This window comes from Arthrobacter sp. CAN_A212 (genome assembly GCF_015752345.1).
In the GTDB taxonomy this organism is placed as follows: Bacteria; Actinomycetota; Actinomycetes; order Actinomycetales; family Micrococcaceae; genus Arthrobacter_D.
In genome coordinates this window covers 1-23,540 of the sequence record NZ_JADOUT010000028.1, presented here as the reverse complement: position 1 = coordinate 23,540, position 23,540 = coordinate 1, and the positions used below count along the sequence as shown (strand labels likewise).

General features: G+C 59.6%; 19 protein-coding genes and 1 pseudogene. 11 read left to right on the top strand and 9 right to left on the bottom strand.

Annotated features, from left to right (window positions below; all coding sequences use genetic code 11):
• The first annotated feature begins 881 nt into the window (after positions 1–881).
• Positions 882–1,298 (top strand): hypothetical protein, encoded by a 417-nt coding sequence (locus IWX64_RS15425; protein ID WP_196868016.1) that lies wholly within the window; start codon positions 882–884, stop codon positions 1,296–1,298.
• 109 nt (positions 1,299–1,407) lie between these two features.
• Here IWX64_RS15425 and IWX64_RS15420 read toward each other — a convergent pair whose 3' ends face one another.
• From IWX64_RS15420 to IWX64_RS15400, 5 genes are all read right to left on the bottom strand, one after another.
• Positions 1,408–2,406: a DUF4238 domain-containing protein gene (locus IWX64_RS15420; RefSeq protein WP_196868015.1), complete on the bottom strand. Its 999-nt coding sequence runs from the start codon at positions 2,404–2,406 to the stop codon at positions 1,408–1,410.
• Positions 2,407–2,841: 435 nt separating this feature from the next.
• Entirely contained in the window at positions 2,842–4,479 is a 1,638-nt protein-coding gene (locus IWX64_RS15415) for a glycoside hydrolase family 13 protein (protein ID WP_196868017.1), read from the bottom strand.
• Between the two features lie 261 nt (positions 4,480–4,740).
• Complete coding sequence (locus tag IWX64_RS15410; RefSeq protein WP_196868014.1) at positions 4,741–5,664, bottom strand: carbohydrate ABC transporter permease; 924 nt, start codon at positions 5,662–5,664, stop codon at positions 4,741–4,743.
• Positions 5,664–6,596, bottom strand: coding sequence for a carbohydrate ABC transporter permease (locus IWX64_RS15405; RefSeq protein ID WP_196868013.1), 933 nt, complete (start codon positions 6,594–6,596; stop codon positions 5,664–5,666). Before IWX64_RS15405 ends, IWX64_RS15410 begins: the two co-directional genes overlap by 1 nt.
• Before the next feature lie 58 nt (positions 6,597–6,654).
• Positions 6,655–7,920, bottom strand: coding sequence for an ABC transporter substrate-binding protein (locus IWX64_RS15400; protein ID WP_334683341.1), 1,266 nt, complete (start codon positions 7,918–7,920; stop codon positions 6,655–6,657).
• Between the two features lie 223 nt (positions 7,921–8,143).
• On the opposite strand from IWX64_RS15400, the gene IWX64_RS15395 reads away from it, so the two are divergent.
• From IWX64_RS15395 to IWX64_RS15390, 3 genes and pseudogenes are all read left to right on the top strand, one after another.
• The gene (locus IWX64_RS15395; protein WP_334683340.1) at positions 8,144–9,271 is read left to right on the top strand and encodes an ROK family protein; all 1,128 of its coding nucleotides are present in this window, start codon (positions 8,144–8,146) and stop codon (positions 9,269–9,271) included.
• Between the two features lie 414 nt (positions 9,272–9,685).
• Positions 9,686–9,844, top strand: a pseudogene (locus tag IWX64_RS17350) (LacI family DNA-binding transcriptional regulator); the annotation flags it as partial.
• A gap of 60 nt (positions 9,845–9,904) precedes the next feature.
• A complete protein-coding gene (locus IWX64_RS15390; RefSeq protein WP_334683339.1) occupies positions 9,905–10,744 on the top strand; it encodes a substrate-binding domain-containing protein in 840 nt (279 codons plus the stop codon).
• On the opposite strand, the gene IWX64_RS15385 is transcribed toward IWX64_RS15390, so the two are convergent.
• Positions 10,730–11,965 carry a glycoside hydrolase family 32 protein gene (locus IWX64_RS15385; RefSeq protein WP_196868009.1) on the bottom strand — a complete coding sequence of 412 codons (1,236 nt, stop codon included), beginning with the start codon at positions 11,963–11,965 and terminating at the stop codon, positions 10,730–10,732. The genes IWX64_RS15390 and IWX64_RS15385 overlap by 15 nt on opposite strands.
• 123 nt (positions 11,966–12,088) lie before the next feature.
• Here IWX64_RS15385 and IWX64_RS15380 point away from each other — a divergent pair, with 123 nt between their 5' ends.
• From IWX64_RS15380 to IWX64_RS15360, 5 genes are all read left to right on the top strand, one after another.
• Positions 12,089–13,402: an ABC transporter substrate-binding protein gene (locus tag IWX64_RS15380; protein ID WP_196868008.1), complete on the top strand. Its 1,314-nt coding sequence runs from the start codon at positions 12,089–12,091 to the stop codon at positions 13,400–13,402.
• Positions 13,403–13,488: 86 nt separating this feature from the next.
• Positions 13,489–14,484 carry a carbohydrate ABC transporter permease gene (locus tag IWX64_RS15375; RefSeq protein WP_196868007.1) on the top strand — a complete coding sequence of 332 codons (996 nt, stop codon included), beginning with the start codon at positions 13,489–13,491 and terminating at the stop codon, positions 14,482–14,484.
• On the top strand, positions 14,481–15,428 hold the full coding sequence (locus IWX64_RS15370; protein ID WP_196868006.1) for a carbohydrate ABC transporter permease: 948 nt from the start codon (positions 14,481–14,483) through the stop codon (positions 15,426–15,428). Before IWX64_RS15375 ends, IWX64_RS15370 begins: the two co-directional genes overlap by 4 nt.
• Positions 15,429–15,776: 348 nt before the next feature.
• Positions 15,777–16,430: a winged helix-turn-helix domain-containing protein gene (locus tag IWX64_RS15365; RefSeq protein WP_196868005.1), complete on the top strand. Its 654-nt coding sequence runs from the start codon at positions 15,777–15,779 to the stop codon at positions 16,428–16,430.
• 2 nt (positions 16,431–16,432) lie between these two features.
• Positions 16,433–17,722: an MFS transporter gene (locus IWX64_RS15360; protein WP_196868004.1), complete on the top strand. Its 1,290-nt coding sequence runs from the start codon at positions 16,433–16,435 to the stop codon at positions 17,720–17,722.
• 162 nt (positions 17,723–17,884) lie between these two features.
• On the opposite strand, the gene IWX64_RS15355 is transcribed toward IWX64_RS15360, so the two are convergent.
• The gene (locus IWX64_RS15355; protein ID WP_196868003.1) at positions 17,885–18,025 is read right to left on the bottom strand and encodes a hypothetical protein; all 141 of its coding nucleotides are present in this window, start codon (positions 18,023–18,025) and stop codon (positions 17,885–17,887) included.
• A gap of 430 nt (positions 18,026–18,455) precedes the next feature.
• On the opposite strand from IWX64_RS15355, the gene IWX64_RS15350 reads away from it, so the two are divergent.
• On the top strand, positions 18,456–19,097 hold the full coding sequence (locus tag IWX64_RS15350; RefSeq protein WP_196868002.1) for a sigma-70 family RNA polymerase sigma factor: 642 nt from the start codon (positions 18,456–18,458) through the stop codon (positions 19,095–19,097).
• A 138-nt stretch (positions 19,098–19,235) separates the two neighbouring features.
• On the top strand, positions 19,236–20,564 hold the full coding sequence (locus IWX64_RS15345) for a serine/threonine-protein kinase (protein ID WP_196868001.1): 1,329 nt from the start codon (positions 19,236–19,238) through the stop codon (positions 20,562–20,564).
• Between the two features lie 186 nt (positions 20,565–20,750).
• Here the strand turns inward: IWX64_RS15345 and IWX64_RS15340 are convergent, their stop codons facing one another.
• Positions 20,751–21,332, bottom strand: a complete 582-nt coding sequence (locus tag IWX64_RS15340) for a hypothetical protein (protein ID WP_196868000.1) — start codon at positions 21,330–21,332, stop codon at positions 20,751–20,753.
• A 45-nt stretch (positions 21,333–21,377) separates the two neighbouring features.
• Positions 21,378–22,793, bottom strand: a complete 1,416-nt coding sequence (locus tag IWX64_RS15335; protein WP_196867999.1) for a sensor histidine kinase — start codon at positions 22,791–22,793, stop codon at positions 21,378–21,380.
• Between the last annotated feature and the right edge of the window lie 747 nt (positions 22,794–23,540).

The following is a 23,540-nucleotide window of genomic DNA, read 5'->3' as shown; positions in this document are numbered from 1 at the left end:
CGGCGTGATCTTGATGCAGACATGCTGCTGGTCTCACTTTCAGTAGAACCCCCATTTTAAGAGGGCCCACTGTCCTAAATCTCCACAGCAGTCCACTCCTCGAAGTTCAGACCCTGGTGAAGGAGAACTCACCGACAATAACGGGACCACGCCGCGGAACAATAGCAGCATCATTCTCGACCTTAACGTCGACGGATACCGGGCTCTATTCACGGGTGATGCCGGCGCCTCTGCACTGAGTCGCGCGGCCGACTATCTGGACGGTGACAGCCGATCACTTTCCGTGCCAAACTTTTTCGACATCCCCCACCATGGATCACGACATAGCCTCACGACCGACATTATGGACCGTCTAGCCGGTCCCATCGTCGGTGACACCCAAGAACGCACTGCCTTTGTCAGTGTTGGCAAGGAAGCCGAAGCATATCCACGCGCCGAGGTCGCCAACGCCTTCAAACGCCGTGGATACAAAGTGAACGCGACGCGTGGCAAGCAAATCAGGTGGAGCCGGGGTGCGGCCTCACGCCCGGGATGGGTCACAGCCAAACCACTGACATGGCTCGAGCCTGGCGACTGAGTCGATGGATCATTACGAACGCACCACCCAGCTGAAACCTGTCGCAGCGACACTTGCTCCCATCAGTATCCTTGTCGTCTCCTGCTTTCGCGCCCAAACCTTTGAGGACGCGACACGGTCTCTCATCCTTATTGTGCTCACTGCCGGTTTTCATCTTGTAGCAATGCGAAAAGTCCGAGACCGTGGCAACACCATTCAAACCACATTGTGGAGCGATTGGGGCGGGAATCCTACCGCACAGCGGCTTCGGTGGGCAGGAGGGTCAACACCGGCGATTGAACGGTTGCACAGGCGCGTCCAGCACATGAGCGGAGTATCACTTCCGACGGAGGCCATGGAAGAGCGCGACCCGATGGACGCGGAGGAGGCCTATCTCGACGCCGTGGCACAAATGAGGGAGCTAACCCGGAACAAGGAACGCTATCCCCGGGTGTATGTCGAACTCGTACAGTACGGAACCGCACGAAACTTCTACGGCCTGAGAAGGTTTGCCCTAAGTGTCGCGGCTAGCGTCCTCCTAATCTCCGTGCTCGGAATCATAGTGGCCTCAATCGGGGTCACCGGATGGCCACTATGGCCTCTCGTCGTCTCAGGCATCTGTTCCGCATTCCTCGGCACCGCCTGGATCTCAATCATCACGCGTCAATACGTTCGAACTGCTGCCGAAAGGTATGCGGACGCACTGCTGGCGACGGCCGAAGAACCCCAACCCACCATTTGAGTGTGTGGCACTAGCAGCCGGCTGCATAGCTTACGGCCTGGAGATCGTCTACCACCGTGCTCATCACTCACCTCGGATTCTCGGAGCCATGCGGCCAAGTAACTTCGGGCTATTCGACGATGTGGTTCATTCGCAATTTTTCTAAGAGCGCCGCCACTTTGGCATCGTTCACACCCGGATAGGTATACGGGAACGTCGGTTGCCCGGACAGTGGTGATCTTGAGTATGTGCGAGTAGGGATAGGGAGCGAAGGAGGTGCCGGGCCAAGGTGAAGCTCTGCCGGCCACACCGTTTCAGGATGACGAAGGACATCGCGAAACGCATCCCGGACCGTCAACGCGTTGACAGTTGCCACCAGTTCGTCACCGGCGAAGGGACGTCCAAAAGAATGTGGCTCCCCGATCAGCACCTTCGAGGGCGATATCGGGAGGAAAATCGTTGCCCCCTCGGGCAGTAAGCCCCTCCATCCCGTTTGGTGGCCATCGACGACTACAGCGGGCGTGTCACCGATAAGAAAAAAAGGTCCAGGTCCCTGCAAGACAGACCAAACATATGAGTTCAGAACCCCTTCGATCCTATGCGACTGATGAACCATAACCCTCAGGTCGGTAAGCACAATGTCGGGTTTGGAGGGAAGCTCAGCCCACACCTCGTCGCAGAACTGCTCCAACTCTGCAATTTTGGTGTGGCTCATACTCCGAAGATCCAACCCCAAACGAGGCGCAACCATCTGCAACAGAACGCTTCCTGCGACGTGATCATCGATCTGTCTCATATATGAGCGGGCTGTCTTTGTTCGAAGTAAAGCTGTCGCGAGGAACCGCGCGATCACTCGGTGTTCTTGCTTAGGAGGCTGCACTCCCGCACGAAGATTGGGTAGAAGACTAGCGAACGCATGCTCCACATCCTTCGAAAGCCAATCCTCCACCGCGTCGTCATGTTCACCCTCGTTAAGGAAGGAGTAAAAATCGTTGGCGACAGTAGCGCTGCCCGTAGCGAGATTAAATTCCTTCCCGTCTCGGGACCTGACCAGAACTTGTCCTCCGTAAGCAAACCCTTCTAGCAGCGCGCGAGTGACCGTGTGATGCCGCTTCCTACGTGGTGGCAATGAATGACATCCCTATATATGACAGCTTCTGAAGTGGACATGGGTGCTTAAACCTCATTGTCCACCAGATAATCAGACGCACCTGAACATCACGGCTTCGACCCTTGACGTAGGACATGCATCCCCTCATCGAACTAAAAGCGCCGATAACGGTCTATTACGTCACTCTGATCAGGCACGCCAACCTTAGCCGTGTAGCTATATGGCCGGTCGGAGCGGCGAAAAAAGCTGTTGCCCTTAGGACGATTATCTCGCTCTGAGGGCGGCGTATGTCCCATTTATCAATCTTCTTCAGCACGGCGATAACACCTACTCCAACCACCAGATCAGAGTCGTCTGACGGGGGATTTCGGGCCATCTTGGTGGGTGACTTCAGGGTTGTTAGGCATCGCTGTCAGTCCCCTTAGAACTCGCGGGTGCGTGTGGGAGGATGCCTCAGGCGAGCCAGGCCGTCGTGTTGCTCGGCAGCCTGCCGTCTACGAGCGGAGAACTGCTCAGCACGACGACCCTGCCGGCAGGCAGATCTACCGGCCCGGAGCTGAAGTTGGTGACACAGTGCCACCCTCCCAGACGGGTGAAGTGCAGCACCTCCGGGGACCGCTCCTCGATCCATTCGAAGTCCTCGTCGCCTTGCAGCTCGCGCCGCAGTTTGAGCGCCCGGCGGTAGAAGCTGAGGTGTGAGTGGGAATCGCTTTCCTGCACTTGGACGGCGTAGTCGCTGAACCACGCCGGTTGCGGCAGGTGCGAGCCGCCGATTCCGAAGCCGAAGGACTCGCCGGCTTTCGTCCATGGCAGCGGTACACGGCAGCCGTCACGGCCCACGTCCACGCCGGTGTTTCGAAAGAACGTGGGGTCCTGGCGATCCTCGTCGATGATTTCCGCAACCTCGTGAAGCCCGAGTTCTTCCCCTTGGTAGAGGTAGGCGGACCCCGGCAGCGCGAGCATCAGTTGGGTGACCGCGCGGGCCCGTCGTTCGCCGAGTTCATGGTCGAGGTCTGGCTCGGTGCCGCCGCTCATTAGCCAGTCCCTAGCGGTTTCCGTCGGCGTGCTCTCCGAGCCCGCAAGGGGGAACCCGTACCGTGTGGCGTGCCGGACGACGTCGTGGTTGGAGAAGACCCAGGTGGACGACGCCCCCGAGGAGGCCGCCTCGGTGAGGTTCTTGGTGATGATGTCGCGGAACTGGCCGGGGTTCCAGTCCGCTCTCAGTAGGTCGAAGTTGAAGGCTTGGCCTAGTCCCTCGGGACTGGCGTACCGGGCGCGGCGGTCGGTATGGACCCAGGCTTCGGCGACGGCGGTGCGCGGTGGCGTGTATTCGTCGAACACCTCACGCCACTCGGCGAAGACTTCATGGACCTCGTCGCGGTCCCAGAAGGGGTGCTGTCCGTTGTTGTTCTCCCCTTCGGGTCCGAGTTCCGCTTTGGATGGCAGGGGTTCGGTCATGTCTTTGGTAAGGGCGTGTGCCACGTCCACGCGGAAGCCGTCGACGCCGCGGTCGGACCAGAAACGCAGCGTCTTCAGGAAGTCGTCACGGACCTCACGGTTGTCCCAGTTCAGGTCTGGCTGCTCGCGGGCGAAGATGTGCAGGTACCACTGGCCGTCCTCGGTTCGCTCCCAGGCGGGGCCGCCGAACACGGAGTCCCAGTCGGACGGCGGTTCGTCGCCGTCCGGTCCCTTGCCGTCACGGAAGATGTAACGGTCGCGTGCTGCGGATCCCTTCTGGGATGCGAGTGCTTCCTGGAACCAGGCGTGCCGGTCGGAGGTGTGGTTGGGCACGATGTCGGCGATGAGTTTAATACCCGCTTGGTGCAGTGCGGCGATCATCTCGTCGAAGTCTGCGAGCGTGCCCAGCTTGGGATCGACGTCGCGGTAGTCGTCGACATCGTAGCCACCGTCCGCGAGGGCGGAGGGGTAGAAGGGGCTCAGCCAGACGGCGTCGATGCCGAGGGACTTGAGGTAGGGAATACGGGAGGTGATACCCCTCAAATCACCGATTCCGTCGCCGTTGGAATCTGCGAAGCTCCGCGGGTAGATCTGGTAGACGGCGGCCTGGCGCCACCAGTGCGGATCCTGCATGCGGTCAGCGCGCGCGTGAGGAAAGGGCTCGGCAGCGGTGTGAACGCCGGATCCAACATTTGGAGTGGTAGTGAAAGTCAAGATAGTTCTTCTTCCGAAAGTAGAGATGGGGTGGTGATGGCAGTGAAGAGTGGATGAAGTGTTTGTCGAATGAACCGTGGCTGACTGGAGTCTGGTGTTTTTCGGGGGTGACTCGTTATTCTGGGGCCCCCGGGCGTTGTAGAGGTTTCCACAATGCAGGGACGACTTCGAGACCGAGGATCATCCCTTCACGGCTCCCTGCGTCACGCCCTCCATGACCCATCGCTGGGTGAAGAGGAAAACGATGATGGCCGGAGCCATGGCCATCAGGTAAGACGCGAAGGAAACGTTGTAGTTGCTGCTGAACTGGGTTTGGAAGATGTTCTGCAGCACCGGCAGGGTTTGCAGCGACGGGTCCGAGGTGATCAGCGAGGGCATCATGAAGTCGTTCCACGAGGCGAGGAACGCGAAGATGCCGACGGTCGCGCTCATCGGGGCCAGGAGAGGAAATATCAGTTGCCAGAAGGTCTGCCAGGTGCTTGCGCCGTCGATCCTCGCACTTTCCTCAAGCTCCGTCGGGATGGAGCGTAGGAAGGCTGTAAACAGCAGAATGCTGAAACTCAGCTGGAACATGATGTGCAAGAGGGTGACACCGAGCGGGTTGTCTAGCCCGACAAGGCCGGTGAGCTGGATCTGCGGGAGCGCAACCACGGGGAACGGGATGAACATAGCCCCGAGCAGGTAATAGAAGGAATACCGGAACAGGCGCCGATCCCAGTTCCGCGAGATAGCAAACGATGCGAGAGCTCCAAGGATGATAGTTCCGACCACGGACCCCGCCGTGATGAGGATCGACACAAGAAAGGCCCTGGGGTAGTCCGTGAGGGTCCACGCAGTGACGAAGCCCTCCACGCTGAAGGGGGCTGGCAGGGAGAACGCGTTACCGTCGACAGACTGCCCCTGTGTCTTAAAGGCCATCGAAATGGTCACGTAGAGCGGGATGACGACGGTGACTGCGCACAGGAGTAACACGATGGTCAGAGACCAACTGGAGCTCCCACGTCGTTCTGCGGGTTCGCGCCGTGACCGGCGTCGGGCTCCCTTCCCCTCGATGGTTGCGGCGGCGTCGGCGTCCTTGGCAACGAGTGCGGGCTGAACTGACATCAGCGGGTGTTCCTTCCACGAGTGAGGCGGAGCTGGATGAGGGAGATGACCACCACGATGATGAAGAACATGGTGGCGTTTGCCATTTGGTAGGCATAGTCGCCACCGGTGAAGCCCGTGACGATCGTCATCGGGATGCTGCGGGTTGCTGTGCCCGGTCCGCCGTCGGTGAGGCCCACGATGACGTCGTACGCGTTGAGGAAGTTCTTGAAGCCCAGAATTACGTTGATAACGATGTACCCGGCAACCAAGGGCACGGTAATCCGTAGCAGCTGCTGCCACTTGCTGGCACCGTCGAGGTCCGCCGCCTCGTATACGTCCCCCGGGATGGAGAGGAGGCCGGCGATGTAGATGAGGAGTGTCCCCGGCACGGCCTGCCATGCGGTCACAATCACGATCGCCACCCAGGCGAGGTCAGGATTGGCGAGGATGCTTCCGCTCAAGGTCTCGATGCCGAGCGCTTGACCGACAGCTGGGAGCGAGTTGGAAAATAGAAAGTTGAACACATAGGCGATGATGATGCCGGATACCACCATCGGGATGACGAAAATCGTCCTCAGACTCGTCTTGAGCTTAATCCTCGCTGTCAGGCCGACCGCAAGGAGGAACGCGATGACATTGACTACGATCACCGTGCAGGTGGCGAACCCGAAGGTGAAAAGGTAGCTCTGGACGATGGCGGGGTCCGAGAACATCGCGATGTAGTTGATCAACCCGACGAATTCCCATTCGCCGAATCCGATCGAGTTCGTGAAGCTGAAAAAGATTCCGATGACCGCGGGCAGGGCGATCGCGAGTGTGAAGATGATGAGGCTCGGCAGGAGGAAGGCGTAGTAAATCCCCTCGACTCTCCGTCGCTTCCTCGGTATGGGTGCACCGCTTTCCGGAACCCGGGTGGTGTCCGGCGGTGGTGCCGCTGTCGTCTTCGTCATGCTCGGCTCCTTCGAAGTCGTTTGAACGGGAAAGGGCTGGGGATACCGCTGTGTCGCGTCACTGGCGAAGCGCCAGACGTGCCCAGTCGCCGTCGAGCGTGGCAAGTGTGCCCTCCACGTTCCCGCCGAGTGCAATGCCCTGCATGTAGTTTGCGGCCGGAATCGTGTTCGGGATTGCCTGAGAGGGGCCCTGATAGAAGTCCGCGGAGTCGTAGTACTCCTTCATGCCGAGGATCCGAGGGTCGGTGACAGGGGCAGCATCGACCGTGGTGCCGTAGCCGAGTTGCGCGGCGTTGTATTCGTCCATGACGTCTTGCTGGAAGAGGAAGCTAAGAAACGCTCGCGCACCGTCCTTGCTCTCCGAAGCCTCGGGGATCCAGGCGGCAAGATCGATGTTGACCCGCACTTGGAGGTCATCCGGATTGTCGGTCATCGGCAACGGGAACGTCCCGAGGTCGAGGTCGGGACTGGTCTTCGCGATCTCACCGAGAGCCCAGGGGCCCTGAAGATACATAGCGGCCTCTCCCCTAGCGAAAGCGAGATTGCCATCGCCGTACGTCTTGCTGGGGGCGTCGGGGTTCGTGTAGTTGGCAATGAGCTCCTGCATTGTTCCGACCGGCTCCGCAAGCGTCTCTTCAAAAGAGACCGGAGACTCGGGGCCAACTTCGGTGCCCAACGCGCGAATCTCGTCGTAGAAGCTGGCGACGTCGACCTCCCCGCCCACCGTGTAGTCGAACCAGCCCTGCGCCACCGTCCACGGATCCTGGAAGGTGCCGTAGAACGGGGTGATTCCGGCCTCTGTGAGCTTCTCGCAGACGTCGATGAGCTCATCGTAAGTCTGCGGGACCTCAAGGCCCTGCGCTTCGAAGATTTCCTTGTTGTAGATGACGGAGGCGGCCATCACCGAGTAAGGCAGCACGCTGGTGCGCCCAGGGTAGGTAGCATACTGGTCCACTAACTCCTGAACCGCGGGCAAAATACGGTCGGCCTCCGGCATGTCAGAGAGGTCACTCAGAGCCCCCCGCTCCATGAAGCGGGCCATCTCCATGTTGTAGTTCAGCAATCCAAGGTCCGGTGGGTTACCGCGCAGGAACCCGGCCTGAAGGTTCGACGACGAATCGAGGACAACTTCCACATCGTCCTGGGAGGCGTTGTACTCGGTGATGAGTTCGTTGAAGTACGGGATGGCCTCGGGCTTGCTGAGGTGAAAGCGGACAGTCTCGGGAGCACCGTCTCCACCGCAGCCAGCCAAGGCCGAACCGGTCAAAATAAAGCCGAGTGATGCAGCCAGCGTCCGGGGTGCGCGGCGGGTATGTCTGGGCACGTCTTTGTCCTTTACCAAACTCGTCATTGAGGGGTTCGTATCGTTAGGTAGATTAGATTCGGGTACTAAATCAACTCTCCTGCGATAATGATCCAACATGAAGACGAAAGGGTCAAGCACTTTGTTGACGACGCCGTACCCAGCCCCCATACCGCCACGAGCAAGTCTCGAGATGCTGCTGGCCTTCGCTTGGGACGCGGGCGTGTTCGTGAGTACAGATGCCATGGCTACAACCGGCCTCACCCGCTCCACTACCATCGATGCGCTGGATGAGCTCATCGACATTGGGCTCCTGCGTGAGCTGCCTAACGCACGCGCCGTCGGTGAATACCGCAAAGGGCGTCCGTCGCGGCGCTTTGAACTGCGAGCCGACGCGGCTGTCGTCGTCGGAATGGATGCTGGTCAATCGCACATTACGACGACGATCGCCGACCTTCGCGGTGTTCCGATTGCCAGCGAGACCCGCGAGTTGAGCGCGCTGGACGACAGCGCGGACGCGCGTCGGGCTGCGGTACTGGCCTCGGTAGACTCTGCCCTTCGATCGGCGGGGCGGGGCCGGGAAAGCGTGCTGGCCATTTGCATAGGAGTACCAGCACCCGTCGATTCCGAAGGAAACTCCCCGCACCACCGGGAAGGCTTCTGGCAGCGAATGAATCCTGATCTTCGACCTATGTTCGAGGACTGGGTGCCGATCGTTCGCCTCGAAAACGACGCCTCCCTCGCCGCCATCGCCGAGGGGTCTGTTGGTGCCGCGATTGGCTGCAGTGACTACGTCGTGCTTCTCGCCGGTGATCGCTTCGGCGCAGGGGTCGTAGTCGACGGACGGCTACTACGCGGCGCCCACGGTGGAGCCGGCGAAATGTTTGCCCTCGACAAGGTCCTCGGCGTCGGGAGCGCCAAGGGGATGGGCCTAAGACTCACAAGCTGGGTGCGCGACGCCGCAGCCGCAGGCGAGATCCCAGCTGGCCATCCCCTCGATTCCCTGCCCAAAGAACAGCTCACGGGACGTGCGGTCCTCGAACTCGCAAGGTCCGGTGATGCCTGGTCTCGGGGCATCGTCGAGCGGGCCGGTGCCCTGCTCGCCCGCGTAACCGCGATCTTCGGCAGTGTCTACGACCCCTCCCGAGTCATCGTCGCAGGGGCGGTCGCGGAGAACCTCAACCAAATCGCCGACGTGGCGCGCGCGGCTCTCCCGGACGAAGTCGACCTTGCGGTACCAGAACTGGTTCTTTCCTCACTTGGCGCGCGATCTGTCGCCGTTGGCGCCGTGTGCGCCGCAGTCGACTCGGCACGGACAGGCGTGCTGCACCTTCGCGTGGTCACACCGAAATTCCTCCGTTCGGCCGTCTAACCGCTGAGCGGCGACTAACAGTACCGACACTCTCACCTGCCAGCACGGATAGGGAACCCAACTCTCCAGGCTGTAAATTCAGGTCGACGAATTCCGGAACCAGTCAGCTCTCGCATAAGGGTCACACCCGCACTAGAACAGCCGGGCTAGGTACCCATGAGATTGTCCGGGCTAAGATGCTTGCGAAAGTCGCCTTCCAGTGTCCTTCCTGACGGTTGCGGTCGTCTCGGACCCGGATCAGAACAGAGTGTTCAATAATGTGCACTATCGGTGACAAGCTTGTCAGGCCGGACGTGATCTTTGGGTCTCGAGACTGCACTCCTCTCCGTAGGGCTTCCCTAATATGCTAGAAGTGGAGCGTAAACGGTTTGGTTTAGAGTTTCTATAGGAGTCAGGCAAGCCGAAGGAGCATTCGTGACGTCAGGTAATGCATCCTTCAAGCCGGTGGGTATAGCGGATGTTGCTCGTGCTGCCTCTGTGTCAATCACGACTGTCTCCCATGCCTTGAGTGGTCGTGGTCAGGTCGCGGAGACTACGCGATCGCGGGTGCAACAAGTTGCTAATGAGTTGGGTTACGCGCCGAACCGGCTAGCCAGCGGACTAAGAAGCCGGCGGTCACAGATTCTCGGCCTGGTGTCCGATGACCTTGCGACGACGCCGTTTGCGACGCGGGTTGTGCTCGGAGCTCAGGATGCGGCATCGGAGCGCGGGCAGCTTTTGGTCGTTGTGAACTCCAATCGCGACAGCACAATAGAGTCTCGGCAGCTGACCGGTCTCTTGTCCGCGCAAATCGATGCTGTGATCTACGCCCGGATGTTTCATCAGGATTCAGCGACACTGCCACATGAGCTCGACCGGATCCCATCGGTGCTTGTCGATACCACTGACACGCGCGGTGGCATTCGCTCGGTGGTGCCCGATGAGGAGCAGATCGGTCGACTGGCTACAGAAACACTGCTCACCGCTGGTCATACAGCAATCGCACACCTAACCGTGTCGGCGCAGGGGCGTGGAAGCGTCGGTCGCCTGGCCGGTTACACGGCGGTAATGCGCGAGGCTGGCATGCAGCCCAGAGTCTTCGCGGGAGGTGACCCGGGAACGTCAGCGGCCGGACGGGCTGCATTCGCTCAGATGATCGAGGCCGAAGCCCGCGATATCACGGCCGTTTTCTGCTTCAATGACCCGATGGCGATGGGCGTTTACCAGGCCGCCCTGCATGCCGGACTATCGATACCGGGGGACCTCTCGGTCATCTCGGTCGATAACTTCGAACCTGTGGCTGGAGCCCTTTTCCCCGGCTTGACGACCGTTTCCTTGCCGCACTATGCCATGGGCCAGTGGGCGGTGATGGCGGCGCTGGCGGAAATGGAGGGCGAGGTGCGTTCAGCTCCCTTGGAAACGCGACTGCCGGGGACACTTATCACGCGTGACTCGGTAGCAGGACCCCGTTCACGTGACCTACCCGCGCGCTAACCCGAAGACAATGACCTCGGCGCCGGAATACGTCCATTGACCTTCCAGGACTGGAAAAGGAGCGGCGAAAACCCCTGCGCGTGAGGATATCTCCACTACCGGCCCATCCACGATGATGCGTATGTCCCCGGCCCAGGGAAACCGGAATTCCTGCGTTCGGATACTGACGGTGAGGTGTGTCGGGCCACGGTCGATCTTCAGCGACGTAACACCATCCTGTTGGAGCTCAAGGAAGTCCTCCGCTGTGGCCGGCCACGTGATGTCACTGGCAGAACCGTGACCTGCGTCAGTGCGATAGGCGACTAAATCAGGGTGCGGATCCAGCACTAAAACGTCGTTTTCAATCGTGATGCGATAGGGGATCGAGTGCGCTCCTGCCCACTGGGAACCGGAAACCTCCCGAAGCCAGAACATCAAAGCGGGGAAACCTGCAGCGTCCCGGAACGTTGTCGCCGCATAAGGGGACGGACCATAGCTCAGATGCCCCCACGTGCGGGCAACGAAAGCCCCATCCGCATAGGTACCCAAGGCATAGACGACATCCCAGAGAATATCAGCATCCCAGACCGAGACAATCAGGGCGTGCTGCCCGTCAATCTCAATAATTTGAGGGCACTCCCACATCGAACCACTCCAGAGCGGGAACTGCTCCTCCCCCGACCGGCGTATCGCGACCTTGTCCTCCTCCCAGCGCTCCCCATCAACCGACACGTAACCAAGGACGCCAGCGCTTCCATCGCTGAACCCTGCGCCGACTAACATCCGCCACCCTTCTGGCGTTCGAACGATCGTCGGGTCGCGGTAAACGACGACGTCCCCTTGCTCCGACGGTCCAACCACCACCGGCCCCTTTTCCCAGTTCACCCATCCGTCGTCGAGTGGAGTCGCGGTGCGTACGCTCCCCAGGGCGGGATGTTCGTGAGAAACCGAGGTATAGAAGATACGAGGCGTGCCAGCGGCGTCAATAGTCAGAGATCCGGACCAGACGCCATCATCCCCGTCCCCCGGCGCCAAAGCAGGCGCCATCTCTTCAAGGGAGAAGAGGTCCGGGCCACTTGCATGACCCCAGTAGCACCCAAGACCCCACACGGTATTGCCGGGGACGTGTTGGAAGAAAAGGTGATAGCGGCCACGAAAGTAGGTGATGGCATGTGGATCGTTGATCCACCCGTTAGAGGTGAAGTGGAATTGGGGTCGGGTGACAGTGGTGAGCCGAGTCATAGTGGTCCAAATCGTTATGCAATCGAAGCCGAAAACGTTTTGTGTCTTTATTAGCGCTGAGTACTGTCGAATATTATCAAAACGTTTTGGGTAGATGTTACCCGCTCACGAAAGGACGAAGCGATGAGGCTTCCACAGAAAATCGCCGGAGCGCTGACTGTTGTACTGGCGGTCTCCCTGACGGGCTGCAGTAGCGGTGGCGGCCAGGCAAACGGCAGTGACGGAGAACCGATTACGATCATGGGTGCTTTCACTGATGCGCAAGCCGAGGCATTCCAAGCGGATCTCGACAAATGGTCCGAGACGTCCGGGATCAAGGCCACCTACGACGGCAACACGGACTTCCAGACGGCGGTGGTCGCCCGAGCCACAGCAGGCAATCCCCCGGACATCGCGATATACCCTCAGCCCGGGGTCCTGAAGAGCCAGACTTCGAGCCTATTCCCGCTGGAGGAGCTTGGCATTGATGTCGAGGCCGTCACGGCGGATGAAGCCAACGGGCTCGGCACCATCGCCGAGGTGGATGGTCAGACCTTCGGCCTGCCCTACTCCATCAACGTCAAGTCTCTTGTCTGGTACAACCCGAGTGCGTTCGAGTCAGCGGGGCTGAGTGTTCCTACGACGGATGCAGAACTCACCGAAATTCAAACAACGATCATAGAACAAGACCTCGGATCCCCCTGGTGCGTGGGCCTTGAATCTGGTGCGGGCACCGGCTGGGCAGCCACGGATTGGCTGGAGGAATACGTGCTCCGGTATGGGGGACTTGAACAGTACAACGAGTGGATCGCCGGGGATGTGACGTTTGATAGCGAGCTCGTTCGCCAAGCCGGCGACAAGGTTGCCAGCCAGCTACTCGAACCCGGCAAGGTTAACGGCGGAGGCCCTGCCGCCGCGACGACGTCGTTCCAGACTGCTGGCAACCAGCTCTTCACTGAAGGCAAGGACAACGGCCAGTGCTTCATGATGCGACAGGGATCATTCATCTCGGACTTCTTCCCTGACGATATCAAAGCCCAAATCCAGGCCGGGGATCTGACGAACATCGACTTTTTCCAACTCCCTTCGCCCGAGGGGACCGACGTCGCGATGCTCGGAGGTGGCGACCTTGTAGGCGCGTTCACGAACTCTGACGAGACAAAGCAGGTTCTCGAGTATCTAGTCGGCAAGGATTTCGGCACTAACGGATACGCCAGTCAGGCGATCTTCCTGTCCCCGCACAACGACTTCGACGCCTCAAACTACACCACGGAATTCCAGCGCAAGGCACAGGAACTGCTGGCCCAGTCGACGGTCTTCGGATTCGACGCTTCCGATCAAATGCCAGGCGAGGTTGGGGCCGGGACTGAGTGGACGCAACTCACCAACTGGTTCTCCGGGCAAACCACCATGGAAGAGGCTTTCCAGGCGATCGACTCTTCCTGGCCAGATCGGTAGCTACCGTTCTGGCAGTGGCCGGGAGCAGTTGACGTTCCCGGCCACCTGCCGTTTCATCCTTGCAACGACGTCAGGTAGGACACACGATGCCCATCTTCAGCGCACTCATCTCCGTGGTCCTGGGACTCGGAATCTCCCTGCTGATCTTCTGGAGCCTGAACTGGCTCGTCGAAAAGTCCAGCAACCGGTGGAGGGCCAGACTGCTGCCCTACGTCTTCCTCGCCCCGGTCCTCGTGCTCGTCTCAATCTTCCTCCTATACCCGGCCCTGCGGACCGTGGTGCAGAGCTTCACCCAGACCAGCCAGCGGCGCGGCGAAGGCGATCGTTTCGTCGGCTTCCAAAACTACGCAGATCTGATCACCGACCCCGGATTCCTCGGCGTTTTGCTAAACAACCTTCTCTGGGTCCTCGTTGTTCCCGCAGCAACTCTCGTCATCGGCCTACTCGTGGCGATCCTTACAGACCGTCTGGGTAAACGCCGAGAGACAACGTTCAAGGCGATGATCTTCCTGCCTATGGCGATCAGCGGCGTCGCCGCCGCCGTCACCTGGCGGTTCATCTACTTTTACGCTCCCCCAGGCAACCCGCAGATCTATTTGCTCAACGCAGCATGGACAGCCATTACCGGCCAGGATCCGATTCCTTGGCTGACCCTCGACTCAGGTCGCCTCAACAGCTTCCTGCTCATGTGCATCGCCATCTGGTTGCAGGTTGGCTTCGCAATGGTCCTCCTATCAGCGGCCATCAAAGCTGTTCCTGAAGAAACCGTCGAAGCGGCCCGCCTCGACGGAGCGAGCGAGCGACGCGCGTTCTTCCTGGTGATCGTCCCGCAAATCCGCGGCACAATCCTCGCGGTATTCGTCACGATCGTCATCTTCGTCATGAAGATCTTCGACATCATCTACGCGATGACCGGCGGACAGTACAACACCAGCGTCCTCGCCGTGGACTTCTACTCTCAGCTGTTCAGCTTCCAAAATCCAGGAAAAGCGGCAGCCGTCGTCATCATTTTGATGATCGCCGTAGTACCTCTCATCGTCTATCAGGTCCGCAGCTACAAAGCGCAGGAGGAACTCCGGTGACCATCATCCCTACCCCGATCATCAACGAGGCCACCCAAAAAACAACAATCGATACCCGCCGGAAGAAACGCCGAGCAAACCTTGCAGGCGAAGCACCAAAACCCCGAATTATCACAACCATCGTCATGGGGGTCATCGCACTTGCCTGGCTCTTCCCCCTCGCAGGCTTGCTCATTACAAGCTTCCGCACCAAAGCTGGCGTCGACGCCACAGGGTGGTGGACAGTCTTCGTTGATCCTTTAGGGCAGGGCTGGACCGGACAGAACTTCGCCGACGCCTGGGCAGCTCTCGACGTCAGCACGACCTTCTGGAACTCCGTCGCCGTCACCGTTCCGGCGACCGTCCTTCCCGTCATGATCGCGGCCATGGCTGCGTACGCTTTCACATTCTTCCAGTTTCGCGGCAAGGAAATCTATTTCGGCATTGTCCTGGGCCTCATGGTCGTCCCCGTTCAGTTGGCCATCATTCCCGTTCTGCAGCTCTTCGTCTGGTTCGGAGATACGACCGGCATCCAAATCATCGGCCAGTACCCTGCAGCGTGGATCGTCCACGCGACCTTCGCGATGCCTCTGGCAATCTACATGCTCCGCAACTACATGCAGACCTTGCCTAACTCGCTTATCGAGGCAGCCAAGATCGACGGAGCTAGCCACTTCCAAACCTTCTGGAGACTCGTCGTACCGATGTCCGTACCCGCACTGGCATCCTTCGCGATCTTCCAGTTCCTCTGGGTCTGGAACGACTTCCTCGTCGCATACATCTTCATTCAGAGCGGTCCAAACTCCGTGATGACACAAGGCCTCTACACCTTGCTAGGCCAGTACGGGCAAGGCTGGCAGCGCGTCGCAGCCGGCTCCTTCATCACCCTGGTAGTTCCCCTGATCATCTTCTTTGGACTTCAGCGATTCTTCGTCCGCGGACTCACCGCAGGCAGCGTCAAATAGCCCCAACAAACCTACCGTCAGACCAAGTATTCATCCACGATAGATCTGTGCGATGGCGACCATGGACGATGTGGCCGCTCTAGCTGGCGTATCAGGAGCGACGGGCCTGCTGAAGGTTCGATTAATAACTTCATTAGTTCACGGAACGCCGATAACACCCTGTTACGTCGCCCAGATCCCGCCCCTGTCGCCTAGCAAGTAGCTAGATAGCTGGTCGGTCGGCCAGAGAATCACCCCTAGCAGCGTCAATGTCTCGACTGTCGCTTCCGCCCTCGCGCCGGGAAGAAGAATCTGCGCAGTTGGACAATAACCCTTGCTAAAGACTTCTTAATCAAGGAGTCTTTAGGTATGACGAACGAAGAGCTTCCTACGCCTGCCCCGCTTCCTGATGGTGTGAGTTACCGTGGTCCGTCGAGTGAACAGGTCATCAGTGATCCGGTTCGCATTCGCGCTCTCGCTCATCCTGTCCGTTTGGAGCTTCTCGATTACTTAGATGATGCGGGGAGAGCAACTGCGACGGAATGCGCGGCGGCGATTGGCGAGTCCGTAGCGAGCTGTTCGTACCATCTGCGGATGCTCGCGAAGCATGGATATATCGAGCAGGTCGACCAGGCGGGGCGGGAAAAGCCTTGGAAGGTCGTCTCGCACGGCAGGTCATCGGTCATTGACCGGAACGCACCAGGGTCTGTTCACGCTGTGTCGGCCATGGCGAGTATCTTCGTGCATCGTCAGGTGGACCGCATTCAGTCGTGGCTGCAGCGCGCGTCGCAATTACCGGTGGAGGACATTGACGTCTCTACGGTCACCAGCTCGAGCTTCTATGCCACCCATGATGAGATCCGCCAGTTCCGGGAAGACCTCTGGGAGTTGGCCCGTCGCTTCGATGGTAGGTGGCAACATCCGGAGCTATGGCCCGAAGGCTCGGTGCCGGTTCAGCTCTTCTCCGTGGTGAATATCGACCCGGACCGGCCAGCACATCGAGCCGATCGTGAAGACAGCTGAGAATGGCTGCAGATGATTCGAACCCACAGCAACCAGCGCCCGCAGCGAGCCCCACCATCGCGGAGGGAGTGCTGACGCCTCAATCCAATGATGTCGGCACGAACCGCGAAGCCCTGAGAATTCCGGCCTTTCGTCGCCTCGCCCTTGCCTGGATATTCAGCAACTTCGGTGACTCGGCTCTGTTCCTGACAGCCGCGATCTGGGTGAAGCAACTCACCGGAAGTGACGCAGCCGCCGGGCTCGTGTTCGTTGCCCTCGGTCTACCGGCGCTCCTGGCTCCTCTGATAGGTCAACTTGCAGACCGCTTCAGGCGAAAGCCTCTGCTCATCATCAACAATTTCTGCGCGGCCGCGGTGGTCCTGGTCCTCCTGACCGTCCAATCAGCCGACCACCTGTGGCTGGTCTACCTGGTCGTGTTCACGTACGCGACATCCAACTACGTGACCTCAGCAGCCCAATCAGGGCTCCTGCGCGACATGCTCCCAACCCGGCTCCTCGCACCGGCGAACGGACTCCTGAGCAGCATCGATCAGGGACTACGAATCATCTCCCCCCTCATCGGCGCCGGCATGCTCGCACTCTGGGGAATGAGCGCAGTAGTACTGGCAACCAGCATCTGCTTCACCATGGCAGCCCTGGTCCTCATGACCATCACGGTGCACGAATCAGACCCCGACAGGAACACCGACGAAAGCTTCTGGCAGAGCACGACGGCCGGCCTGCGCTTCCTCGCCCAGCATCAACTCCTAGCACCGGCAATGCTTACCCTGAGCATCGCGATAGGCGCCACGGGTATCTTCAACGTCACCATCTTCGCCACCATCGAACAAGGCCTGGGCATGCCACCTGAATTCCTCAGCGTCCTCGTCAGCGTCCAAGGAGCCATGGCAATCATCGGCGGGCTCACCGCGAGCATCCTCATACGCAAACTCGGCATCCGCACCGTCATCATCCTTGGTGTTCTCCTGCTCGGCATCGCCGTACTCGCATCCGCCGTCCCATCAGTACCCATTGTCCTGACAGGCTCAGTCCTCACAGGTCTAAGCGTCACCTGGACCGTGATCGCCTTCATCACCCTGCGCCAAACCGAAAGCCCCGCACGCCTCCAGGGAAGAACCTCAGCAGCAACCAGCATGCTCATCAACGTCCCACAAGTTCTAGCGAACATGATCGCGGCAGCACTGATCAGCACAATCGACTACCGAGTCCTCATCATCACAACAAGCATCATCTGCCTGGCAGGAACACTGCCACTCCTTCTCCAGCGCACCACCCCAACAAGAAACCGCTGAAGACTTGCCTGACCCAAGTCAGTGGAACGCCGATAACAGCGCATACGTCAGCCCGCGCCCTGGTCCGATATAGCCGTGCCCACATGACTGTTACCCATTGCTGAGTTGGAAAGTGTCATGTCGGCCAGCTCTCCCGCCTGCTGATCAGATAGCCGCTGGTAATCACCACGAGTGCACAGATAGTTCCGAGTACAGCGAGCCATCCCAGGTCCCGAGAAGTAGGACCACCCACATCGCAATAAACACCACAAGCATGAGAGCTCCGGATGCCATCATGAAGTGCCCGACCGTTTTGGGAGTCATAGGACCCACCTTAGACGAAGAGGAATTGGTGAAGGTCTGGTGGACGCTTTTCATGGTAAAGAGCTGATAACGTTCTATTACGTCTGACTGCGGAACACGAAGCCAGTCCGCCCAACGATGTTACCGATCGAGGTCATTACCCGGTCTCAGTGGCACCTACTCGCCTGCCTGCCTATGACAGTGTAGCTGGGAATGACCTGGAATATTTGACGGAAGCAGTCCATCACAATTGCATTCCAAAAAGTTTTGCAAGCCTGCTGACCATCACAGACTGCAGTCCAGCGAACTACTATCAAACTGGAGGCTAAAGCCCGGTGTGGTGATCGTGAATTATGTGTGCGCAACAAAGATTGAGAACTGACGTTCGCGTCGCTCGCATCGTGTGACGGCAGCCCGCTGGGGCGCTGCTTGGTTCTACAAGATGGGTGCAATGAACAACTTTGAACGCCCGAAGTCCGGTCCCGGGGTTAGGGCCGTTGCTGATCGTGCCGCGCTTACCGGACTGTTACTACGTACGGCTGACGGAGACCGTGAGGCTTTTACAGCCTTCTACCACCACACTGCGGGCCAGGTTAACGGACTGGCACGCAGAGTCATCATCGATGGTGCGATCAGCTACGACACCACCCAAGAAGTATTTTTGGTGGTGTGGCAGGATGCCCACAAATACAGTCCCGCCGCAGGAACACCCCTGGCTTGGCTGATGACCATCACCCACCGCAGAGCGGTCGATCAAGTCCGCACAGAACAAGGGCACATCAACCGCGAGGCGAACTGGGGTGCGGCCACCCTAACCATCGAATTCGACGAGGCGGCGGACGCCATCGGCAGGGTCGAAGCCCAAAGCGTCCTCGCGTCGATGAAAACCCTGTCTCACGTGCAGCGGGAAGCAATTTCCCTGGCCTATTACGGCGAGCTTACCTACCGGGAAGTCGCCGAAAAGCTTGACCTACCGCTACCAACGGTGAAGAGCCGCATCCGGGACGGACTCTTACAACTACGAAGCTGCCTGGAAGCAGCCTCAGCGATGAGTTACCGTCCCCAGCACTCTGTAGGGTTCCCGAGATGTTGACCCGATACCCGGATGCTGCCCTCAGTATGCCATTCCCCCACACGAACAAGGCCAACCGCAATACCGAAGATTCCCGACCTGTACCGCAACCAGTCTGGGTATCCGCCGTGACCGACCTTCCGATCTTGGACTGAGAAAATGAATAACAAAGACCCTCATCCGGGATCTGGCGCGGGAGAGCCTGTTAAAGAGAAAAAGATACCCGCCGGTGCGCCAGCGACTGTGATCCTCGGCGGGCGCTACAGGCTTGGCGCTCCCATTGGTCAGGGCGGGATGGCATCGGTCTACCAAGCGCGTGATGAGGTACTTGGCAGGGACGTGGCAGTCAAGCTTTTCCGTGCGGGTGCAATCGGAGACGATGAGACCGACCGGCAACAGGGCGAGGCGAGAGTTCTGGCCTCGCTGAGTCACCGCAACCTCGTCACGATCTTTGATGTCGGCACGGACACCGCAACGCTTCACCCGCAGACCTACCTGGTCATGGAACTGGTCCACGGCGAGGATCTCCACCGTGCCAGATACAACGCGCCCCTCGCTGAAGAAGAGACGGTAGTTATGGGCGCCGGAGTCGCTGACGCTCTTGCCTACATTCATGGCCGCGGCATAGTTCACCGAGATGTGAAGCCCGCCAACATCCTTCTCGGAGGTTTCAGGGACGCCCAACGGGCGCGGAACCCCAAACTCACAGACTTCGGCATTGCCCGGCTAATGGACGCTACACGGTTAACCGTCACCGGACAGTCCATGGGCACTGCCGCCTACCTCAGCCCCGAACAGGCTGAGGGCACTTCCATAACTCCGGCCAGCGACATCTACTCTCTGGGGCTGGTACTACTGGAATGCCTCACCGGGAAGACCGCTTTCCCGGGACCTGCCGCAGCGTCCGCTACGGCTCGGTTATATCGCGGCCCGCCGGTTCCAGTAACGCTGGGCAGCGGCTGGACCCAACTGCTCCATGCTATGACCGCCCACAATCCGGTGGACCGTCCCACCGCGGCCGAGACAGCGTTAGCGCTGCGCTCACTACCCGGCCCCGGCGCTCCGAACAAGTCAGGCTCAGTCGATCATTGGGCACCGTACCCGGAGACCGATTCACTGGTTGACCCAACCTCTGCCCTCCGGCCAGGTTTTGCGTCGTCGAGTGGACCGCCGACCTCAGCCATACCCACCGCCAACCGGACAGGTAAATTACCCCCAAATCCAATCAACTCTGTTCCGGACAGGGAACTGGCTCAGCCGCCTCGGGAAGAAAATCCAAACCCGCCGGAGCAGCGCCGCAGACCAGGGGTCACCCAATGGGTTCTAATAGCTCTCATCCTGGCAGTAGCGCTGCTGGCAATAGCAGCGCTACTAGTGCTGACCATCAACACCGGAGACGGACCCACCCTCGTGCCCGTTGACTATCCTGCGACGCCAGGAGAACTCGGGGATCTACTCCAGGAACTACAGGACAGTGTGGCACCATAATGACAATCGCCCGATTCCTCAGCCACACCTCGGCAATAGTTCTCAGCGTGGCCTTTATCAGTGGCTGCAGTACTTCAGAGGGTTACAGTCCGGACGCGGCCCGTCAGCTCCAATCTGACGTCCTCGCCGTCACAGAGTTCTCTGTCGATGGAGACTACGAGGAAGCCCTACGTGTTGTAGACGAACTCAGCGTCCGATTGGACGCCCTGGCGTTGAGCGGATTCGTTCCACCCGACCGGCAACAACGCATAGAGGACGATATCGCAACCCTCCGCACTTACCTCGAAGCCAAAACTGATGACCAAGCAAACCCAACCCAACCGGCACCCAACCTGCAAACGCCCACACCTCCACCCAAAAAGTCCCCGCCAGCACCCGGCGAACTGCAACCCCTACCTCCTGCTGCCCCTTTCCTACCCGGTCCAGCTCCGGGCCCGGGCGCACCACCTCCGACACCAGCACCCCCAGCTCCACCACCCCCCACCGAGCCAGCGCCCCCACCACCACCACCAGCACCACCCACCGAACCGGCACCACCAATACCCCCAGCACCGACCGAGCCAGCGCCCCCAGCCCCACCGACCGAACCGGCACCACCAATACCACCACCACCAGCACCACCCACCGAACCGGCACCACCAATACCACCACCACCAGCACCACCCACCGAACCGGCACCACCAATACCACCACCACCACCACCACCAGCACCACCCACCGAACCGGCACCACCAATAACCCCAGCAGCACCGACCGAACCGGCTCCACCAGTTGATGCGGGTGATGATCCTAGGGCAAGGGTTCGCGTAGGAATCAGCGGGGAAGGGTGAGTAAAAAGTATGCGCCCCACCCTGGTTCGGGTACGACGGTTACCTTTCCGTGGTGGGCTGCTGCTATTGCCGCGACTATGGACAGACCCAACCCCGCACCCTTCCGCGAACCAGGGTGAATAGCCCCTTTTTGAAAGCGTTCAAAGATCCGATCTTTATCGGCGCCGGAGATTCCGGGCCCGCAGTCAGCAACCCAGATCATCAGACTCCCAGCGGTGAGGTCCGCGCCGAGCTCAATAACTTCACCGGGGGCGGTGTGTTTAACCGCGTTGTCGGCAAGTTGGAGCAGCGCCTGAGTGATCCGGTTCGGATCGAGAAAGACTTGGGTGGAGGACTCGGGCAGTTGAAGTTGCCACTCCCGCTGCGCCATGACGGTCATTTTTTGGTGCACGCTTCGCAGCAGCGCCTGCACATCTAGGTGTTCAAGGTGGACGAAATCCGGTTGTTCGGCCCTGGCCAAGAGGAACAGGTCAGTGACCATATCGTTCATCCGATCGATTTCCGCGACCACCAGAGCAATAGTTTGCCTGCGTTGCTCAGCGGTCTTGTCCAGTTCGAGGAGTTCGATGTGTCCGCGAATGATGGTAAGTGGAGTGCGCAGCTCGTGGCTCGTGTCATCGAGAAACTGGCGTTGGGTGGTGAAGGATCCCTCGAGGCGGGTCAGCATGTCGTTAAAGGCTTCGGCAATCTGGGAGGCCTCATCGCGGTGGCCATGGGTGTTAATCCGCTGGCTGAGATCGGCTTCCGAAATAGTGAGCGCCGTCTCAGCTAGGGCGCGCAGTGGGCGCAGGATCCGGCCGGCCAACGCTAGCCCGATAATTGACGCGAGAATGGTTGTGCCGAATTGGACGATCAGTTGGGTTTGAACCGCCTCATCTATCTCCCCTCGTTCGAAGGCCGGAAAGTTGACGATCACCATCATCCCGGCAGGGGCACCGCCGAGTGGGAGCACAACATACTGGGCGGGGCCGGCGGGAGTGACGAGCGTTCCGGATTCCGGGCGGTCGAGGGAAACCCAATAGTCGATGCTTGGCTGGAACTCATCCGGGTTGGGAACGGCGGATGCTCTACGAGAATCGTAGAGATCACCATCGAAGAAGGCTAAAAGAATCTCTCCTTCGTCCGGTATTTCACGGTCAAAGTACACATCGAAAATGGCTCTGACGTCATCTCCGAAGGGCTCCCCCGTCCTCGGGTCCACCCCCTCCGCGAGGAGGGAGAATTCCTCAGCCTCACGCTCTAAGCCCAAACTGATTTCATCGTCCAAACGCTCATACAACACCACCCACAGAAGGAGCACCGAGCCCACAGACGACAGGACCAGCAACCCAACCACCACCGCAAGAACACGAACTCTTATGCTTGAAAGCCATCGCCACCGCACCGTTGCCTGGGTCATCGTCCCACAGTAGCCGCAGCCTCAACGCCTGACTCCTCCTACTACTAAGACCCGCCCGCACCCCTTGCTAGACTTAGCCCAACTTAGCTACTTTCTGTCGGAGACGCGGTGACGACCGCGTTCTTGCCCCAGGGGTCCTCGAGGTAGCAGCTAACCAAGATCATCCCACCATGCGACAGGGCCCCTGCCAGCCTCACACTGTCGACCTCTGGCGGATCGCCGCAACCATCCTGCGGCACCGGAAAGGAGGAACAGTGCTGCCCCGGCAGCTCCCCCGGATACAAACGGATCAGCTTCTACCCTCGTCTCGTCAGCGGCCCTCATGTCGACGGCTCCGGTCTGCACGTTCAGTCCTCGACCGGTACCGGCGGGGACGGCGGCGCCCGATGGTGCCGGGACATGAGCAGTGATCAGGACTAAGGGAATTTCAGGGGGCACTCCGGGCTGAGGTCCGTTCACAAACTTCGGTCAAAGTTCAAAACTAACTAAGAGTGGGGAGAAAGGACCGCACCGGTGTAACGCTCAACATTACAGATGCGGCGGTGTCGGGACACTAGAGAACCGCAGGGTAGCTCCAGTGCCCCGATCCCCTACCGAAAGCCGAAATCCCCTAACGGCCCTCATCACTCGCGCCCACGGGCGCGGACCCTAATCTGGGCTGCTGCGTGAATTTCGGACAGCGGAGTTAGTGTTTTCTCTTACGCTGCCTGGTGCGGCTGCTGGTAACTGTAATGGACATCGTTGGGG